Raw genomic sequence first — 6,747 nt, forward strand, 5'->3', positions numbered from 1 at the left:
CCACCCCGGTGCGGGCGAGCTCGAGCAGCCGCGCCGCCGTCCGCTCGTCGACCACCAGGTCGGTCATCGTGCCCGCCCGGAGCGCGGCGAGCAGCGGCACCGCCTTGTTGTCGCCCGCCACCGCGCAGAGCCGCCGCGGGATCCGCCGGAGCTGCTCGGGGGACGGGCCGGTCGCGCGCGCGTTCAGCGGCACGTCCTGCCAGGACCCGTCGGCGCGCAGGAACACGGTGCACACGTCGCCGACGACCGACTGCTCGTGCAGCAGCTCCACGTCGTCGTCGTCCAGGTACCCGGCGGAGTAGACGTGGCTGGGCACCGAGCCCGTCACCGACCCGACCGAGAACAGCGCGATGTCGGCCCGGGCCTGCTCGTCGAGCACCCGGCGCACCGACCGCTCGCGCCACATCGCCTGCTTGGTCTCGGGGTAGTCGAAGAACGCCGGGACCGGGAAGTGGTGCACGGTGGCCCCGAACGCGCTCCCGAACGACGCGATGAGGTCGCTCGCGTACTCGATGCCGGAGGTGCGGGTGTTGGCCGCGCCGTTGAGCTGCACGACGACGCTGCCGTGCGTGGCCTTGGGCTGCAGCCGCCGCGACACCGCCGCCAGCGTGGTGCCCCAGGCGACGCCGAGGATCATGTCGGAGTCGAACCAGGACGCGAGGAGGCGGGCGGTCGCGCGGGCCACCTGGTCGAGGGTGTCGGCGGGTTCCCCGGAGTCGGGGACCGGCACCACGTAGGTGTCGATGCCGAACGCGGCGGAGATCGACCGCCCCAGGCTGGGGGCGCGGGTGCTGGACGGCCGGAGCGTGATCTCGACCAGCCCCGTCTCGCGGGCCCGCTTCAGGAGCCGGGACACCGTCGACCGGGAGGTGTGCAGGTGCCGCGCGATCACGTCCATCTTGACGTCCTGCAGGTAGTACATGGACGCGGCGCGCAGCACGTCCTGCTCACGGTCGGTCATCGTCCGCGACCTCCTCGTCCGGGACCTCGGTCCTGCACATTCGTGCACTGCGGTTGCGCGTCTGTTCGCGACGTGACGACGATAGCGAACAGACAGGACCGAGGTCCCAGTCTGCGGGGCCACGAGCGCCCGCGACCAGGGGCCGACGCCGGGAGAGCAAGACCGCGATGGAGCTGACATGAGGACCGCAGCACTGACCCCTCGCCTGCGTGACGACGCGCTGGCAGCCCTGCGAGCGACCACGGAGGGCGGGCCGGAGCTCGACGTCCTCGTCATCGGCGGCGGCGTCACCGGCGCCGGCATCGCGCTGGACGCGGTCACCCGCGGCCTGTCGACCGCCGTCATCGACGCCCAGGACTGGGCGTCCGGCACGTCGAGCCGGTCGAGCAAGCTCGTGCACGGCGGCCTGCGGTACCTGCAGATGCTCGACTTCCACCTGGTGCGCGAGGCCCTGACCGAGCGCGACCTGCTCATCAGCGACCTGGCCCCGCACCTGGTCAAGCCGGTGCCGTTCCTCTACCCGCTGGAGAACCGGGTCTGGGAGCGCGCGTACGTCGGCGCCGGCATCGCCCTCTACGACACGCTGGCCAGCGTGAACGGCCGCAAGCGCGCCATGCCGCTGCACCAGCACGTCACCCGCAAGGGCCTGGAGCGCAAGTTCCCCGACCTGCGCCACGACGCCGCGGTCGGCGCGATCCAGTACTGGGACGCGAACGTCGACGACGCCCGCCTGGTGTCGACGCTGATCCGCACCGCCGCGTCCTACGGCGCGCACGCGGCGTCCCGCACCCAGGTCGTCGGCCTCACCACCACCTCCGGCGGCGCGGTCACCGGCGCCGAGCTGGTCGACCTCGAGACCGGCGAGCGGTTCACCGTCCGCGCCCGGCACGTCATCAACGCCACCGGCGTGTGGACCGAGCAGACCGAGTCGCTCGCGGGCACCGAGGGCGGCCTGCGGGTCCTCGCCTCCAAGGGCATCCACATCGTCGTCCCGCGCGACCGCATCGCCGGCAACGTCGGCCTGATCCTGCAGACCGAGAAGTCGGTGCTGTTCGTCATCCCGTGGTCCCGCTACTGGGTCATCGGGACCACGGACACCCCGTACGAGCAGGACCTGGTGCACCCCGTCGCCACCAGCGAGGACATCGACTACGTCATCGACCACGCGAACGCGGTGCTGTCCCGGCCGATCACGCGCGAGGACGTCATCGGCACCTGGGCCGGCCTGCGCCCGCTGCTGCAGCCGGGCACCAAGGAGGGCACCTCGTCCGCCAAGGTGTCCCGCGAGCACACCGTCGCGTCGCCGACCCCCGGCCTCACGGTCATCGCCGGCGGCAAGCTCACCACCTACCGCGTGATGGCCAAGGACGCCGTCGACTTCGCGATCGGCTCCCGCGCCACCACGCTGCCCTCGATCACGCACAAGATCCCGCTGGTCGGCGCCGAGGGCCTCGAGGTGCTGCAGCGCCAGGCCCGCGACATCGGCAGCCGGTACGGCTGGGACCGCGGGCGGATGGACCACCTGCTGCACCGGTACGGCTCCCTGCTGGGCGAGCTGCTGGAGATGGTGGACGAGGACCCGTCGCTCGGGCAGCCGGTCCCCGGCGCGGCCGCCTACATCGGCGCCGAGATCGCCTACGCCGTCACGCACGAGGGCGCCCTGCACCTGGACGACGTGCTCATGCACCGCACGCGCCTCAACTACGAGGTCGCGGACAAGGGCGTGAGCGCGCTGGAGGCGATCGCGGACATCATCGCGCCGCGCCTCGGCTGGGACGACGCCACCCGCGCCCGCGAGATCGACGCGTACCGGCAGCGCGCCCAGGCGGAGTTCGCCGCGGCCGAGCAGAAGGACGACGCCGCCGCGCAGGCCGCGCGCGACGCCGCCGAGGACCTCGCGCCGCTGCTCCCGATCGACGGCGACCCGGTCCGCCCCGGCACCAAGCCGGGCTCGTCGCCGCACACCCCTGCCACTGCCGGTCCGGCAGGGACATGATCAGTACCACCTAGCGGTCCCCCGGCCGCGCCCCGCCCGGTCGGTCGTCGACCGGGCGGGACCCTGCGAGACAACGACGTCCGTCAAGAAAGAGGTCGACCGTGGAGTCCATCTCGATCGGAGAAGCGATGCTCTCCGAGTTCCTCGGCACCGCCATCCTGCTCCTCCTGGGTGCAGGTGTCGTCGCCAACGTGATCCTGCCCAAGACCAAGGGGTTCGGCGGCGGCTGGCTGCTGATCAACTTCGGGTGGGGCCTCGCGGTGTTCACCGGCGTGTACGTGGCCTTCAAGTCCGGCGCACACCTCAACCCCGCGGTGACGCTGGGCATCTGGGCCGCGGGCAAGGACGAGTTCGCCCCGGGCATCGAGGTGAACGCGGTCAACGGGTTCCTGTACATCGCGGCGCAGTTCGCCGGCGCCGCCGTCGGCGCGGCCCTCGCGTACCTCACCTACAAGAAGCACTTCGACCAGGACGCGGACCCCGCGATCAAGCTGGCGGTGTTCTCGACCGGCCCGGAGCTGCGCTCCTACGGCTGGAACTTCCTCACCGAGGTCGTCGGCACGTTCGTCCTGGTGTTCTGGGTGGTCATCAGCGGCAACACGCCCGCCCAGATCGGCCCGCTCGGCGTCGCGCTCGTCGTGGTCGCGATCGGCGCCAGCCTCGGTGGCCCCACCGGCTACGCCATCAACCCGGCCCGTGACCTCGGCCCGCGGCTCGTGCACGCGCTGCTGCCGATCCGCGGCAAGGGCTCGTCCGACTGGTCGTACGCCTGGGTGCCGGTGCTCGGCCCCGCGGTGGGCGGCATCCTCGGTGGCCTCCTCGCCCTGGCCATCGGCTGGGTCGCCTGACCGTCGTGCCCTGAGCGGGGCGCCCGCGCACACCCCCGCGAGGGGGCGGGCGTCCCGCTCGTACACCCGCGACGCCCCCCGTCGCACGCTCGTCGCGACCGCGAGGTCGCACCGTTCCCGGCAGCGCCGCCCCCGCGGTGCTGCCACCCGCCCGCCGGCGGGAAGACCGACGCGAAGGAAGTCTCATGTCCGAGCAGCTCGTCATGGCCATCGACCAGGGCACCACGTCCACCCGGGCGATCCTCTTCAACCACAGCGGCCAGATCGTCTCGGTGGGCCAGACCGAGCACCAGCAGATCTTCCCGCGCGCCGGCTGGGTCGAGCACGACCCGAACGAGATCTGGACCAACACCCGCGAGGTCGTGGGCCTGGCCCTGTCCCGCGCCAACAAGACGTACTCCGACGTCGCCGCCATCGGCATCACCAACCAGCGCGAGACCGCCGTGGTGTGGGACCGCACCACCGGCCAGCCGGTCTACAACGCGATCGTCTGGCAGGACACCCGCACCCAGAAGATCTGCGACGACCTCGCGGCCCTCGGCGGCGGCGCGGAGCGCTACAAGGACCGCGTGGGCCTGCCGCTGGCGACCTACTTCTCCGGCCCGAAGATCCGCTGGATCCTCGACAACGTCGAGGGCGCCCGCGAGAAGGCGGAGCGCGGCGAGCTCGCGTTCGGCAACACCGACTCCTGGGTGCTGTGGAACATGACCGGCGGGGTCGACGGCGGCATCCACGTCACCGACGTCACCAACGCCTCGCGCACCATGCTGATGAACGTCGACTCGCTCACCTGGAACGAGGAGATCGCGGCCGAGATGGGCATCCCGCTGTCGATGCTCCCGGAGATCCGCTCCTCCTCCGAGGTCTACGGCAAGGGCCGCCAGGGCGGGCTCGTCCCGGGCGTGCCGATCGCCGGCATCCTCGGGGACCAGCAGGCCGCGACGTTCGGCCAGGCGTGCTTCGAGGTCGGCACCGCCAAGAACACGTACGGCACCGGCAACTTCATGCTGCTCAACACGGGCACCGAGCCGGTCCCCTCGAAGAACGGCCTGCTCACCACCGTCGCCTACAAGATCGGCGACGCCCCGCAGGTCTACGCCCTCGAGGGCTCCATCGCCGTGACCGGCTCCCTCGTGCAGTGGCTCCGCGACAACCTGGGCATGTTCGCCGACGCCCCGGACATCGAGTACCTGGCCTCCAAGGTCGAGGACAACGGCGGCGCGTACTTCGTGCCCGCGTTCTCCGGCCTGTTCGCCCCGTACTGGCGGTCCGACGCCCGCGGCGCGCTGGTCGGCCTGACCCGGTACGTCAACCGCAACCACATCGCCCGCGCGGCGCTGGAGGCCACCGCCTTCCAGACCCGCGAGGTGCTCGACGCGATGAACGCGGACTCCGGCGTCGCGCTCACCGAGCTCAAGGTCGACGGCGGCATGACCGCCAACAACCTGCTCATGCAGTTCCAGGCCGACATCCTCGACGTGCCGGTCGTCCGCCCGCAGGTCGCGGAGACCACCGCGCTCGGTGCCGCGTACGCCGCCGGCATCGCCGTGGGCTACTGGTCCGGCGAGCAGGACGTCATCGACAACTGGGCCGAGGGCGCCCGCTGGACCCCGAACCTGGAGTCCGCGGAGCGCGACCGGCAGTACCGGCTGTGGAAGAAGGCCGTCACGAAGACCTTCGACTGGGTCGACGACGACGTGCGCTGACGCCTCGGCACGCCGCGGGCGGCGCCGGCGCGCCGACGCCGCCCCGTGAGGTCACGACCGACGGCCCCGTCCCCCTCCTCGCGAGGGGGACGGGGCCGTCGTCGTACGGGCGCGACCGGGGGGGTCAGCGGTCGACGCGCGCCGACCCGCCGCCGGCGAGCTTGAGCACCTCGGCCTTCGACGCCATCGTGGTGTCGCCCGGGGTGGTCATGGCGAGCGCCCCGTGCGCGGCGCCGTACTCGACGGCGGTGGCGAGCGGCTGACCGTCGAGCAGGCCGTAGACCAGGCCCGACGCGAACGAGTCGCCGCCCCCGACCCGGTCGAGGATCTCCAGGCCGGGCCGGTGCGTCGCCCGGACCAGCCCCTCCTCGCGGGACCACGCGATGGCGCCCCAGTCGTTGACAGTGGCGCTGCGGACGGTGCGGAGCGTGGTCGCGATGACCTGGAAGTTCCCGAACTCCGCGGCCACCCGGTCGATCATCGCCGCGAACGAGTCGACCTCCAGCTCCGACAGGTGCTCGTCGACCCCCTCGACCTCGAAGCCGAGCGCCGCGGTGAAGTCCTCCTCGTTGCCGATCATCACGTCGACGTGCCGGGCGATCTCGCGGTTGACCTCCTGCGCCCGCGCGGGGCCGCCCGTCGCGCGCCAGAGGCTCGGCCGGTAGTTGAGGTCGTAGGACACGACGGTGCCGTGCCGCTTCGCGGCCGTGACCGCCGCGACGACGGTCTCGGCCGCGGTGCCCGAGAGCGCCGCGTAGATGCCGCCGGTGTGCAGCCACCGGACGCCGAGGTCGCCGAACAGGTGGTCCCAGTCGACGTCGCCGGGCGCCAGCCGGGACGCGGCGGTGTGCCCCCGGTCGCTCACCCCGACGGCGCCGCGCACGCCGAAGCCGCGCTCGGTGAAGTTGAGGCCGTTGCGGACCTCGCGGCCGATGCCGTCGTACGGCAGCCAGCGCAGGAACGACGTGTCGACGCCGCCCTGCAGGATCAGGTCCTCGACCAGACGGCCGACCTCGTTGTCCGCGAGCGCCGTCACGACCGCGGTGCGCAGCCCGAACGCCCGGCGCAGGCCGCGGGCGACGTTGTACTCGCCGCCGCCCTCCCAGGCGCGGAACTGCCGGGCGGTGCGGATGCGGCCCTCCCCCGGGTCGAGGCGGAGCATGACCTCGCCGAGGGAGACGGCGTCGTAGCGGCACGCGTCGGCGGGCCGGAGGGACAGGGGCATCGGTGCTCCTT

Annotated in this window: 5 protein-coding genes; 3 read left to right on the forward strand and 2 right to left on the reverse strand. The window is 72.6% G+C overall.

Annotation, left to right across the window (positions count from 1 at the left end):
- The coding region (locus G6556_RS15980; RefSeq protein ID WP_166943637.1) for a sugar-binding transcriptional regulator at positions 1-961 on the reverse strand (961 nt) is incomplete at its 3' end.
- 178 nt (positions 962-1,139) lie between these two features.
- Between G6556_RS15980 and G6556_RS15985 the strand changes: the two genes are divergently transcribed.
- The 3 genes from G6556_RS15985 (at position 1,140) to glpK (ending at position 5,511) form a co-directional block, all read left to right on the forward strand.
- A complete protein-coding gene (locus tag G6556_RS15985) occupies positions 1,140-2,957 on the forward strand; it encodes a glycerol-3-phosphate dehydrogenase/oxidase (RefSeq protein ID WP_166943640.1) in 1,818 nt (605 codons plus the stop codon).
- 110 nt (positions 2,958-3,067) lie between these two features.
- On the forward strand, positions 3,068-3,805 hold the full coding sequence (locus G6556_RS15990) for an MIP/aquaporin family protein (protein WP_166943658.1): 738 nt from the start codon (positions 3,068-3,070) through the stop codon (positions 3,803-3,805).
- Positions 3,806-3,990: 185 nt separating this feature from the next.
- On the forward strand, positions 3,991-5,511 hold the full coding sequence (glpK, locus tag G6556_RS15995; protein ID WP_166943643.1) for a glycerol kinase GlpK: 1,521 nt from the start codon (positions 3,991-3,993) through the stop codon (positions 5,509-5,511).
- Positions 5,512-5,635: 124 nt separating this feature from the next.
- Here glpK and G6556_RS16000 read toward each other — a convergent pair whose 3' ends face one another.
- Positions 5,636-6,736, reverse strand: coding sequence for a sugar kinase (locus G6556_RS16000; protein ID WP_166943655.1), 1,101 nt, complete (start codon positions 6,734-6,736; stop codon positions 5,636-5,638).
- Positions 6,737-6,747: the final 11 nt, after the last annotated feature.

It is taken from the genome of Cellulomonas sp. IC4_254, from assembly GCF_011603975.1.
Classification (GTDB): domain Bacteria; phylum Actinomycetota; class Actinomycetes; order Actinomycetales; family Cellulomonadaceae; genus Cellulomonas.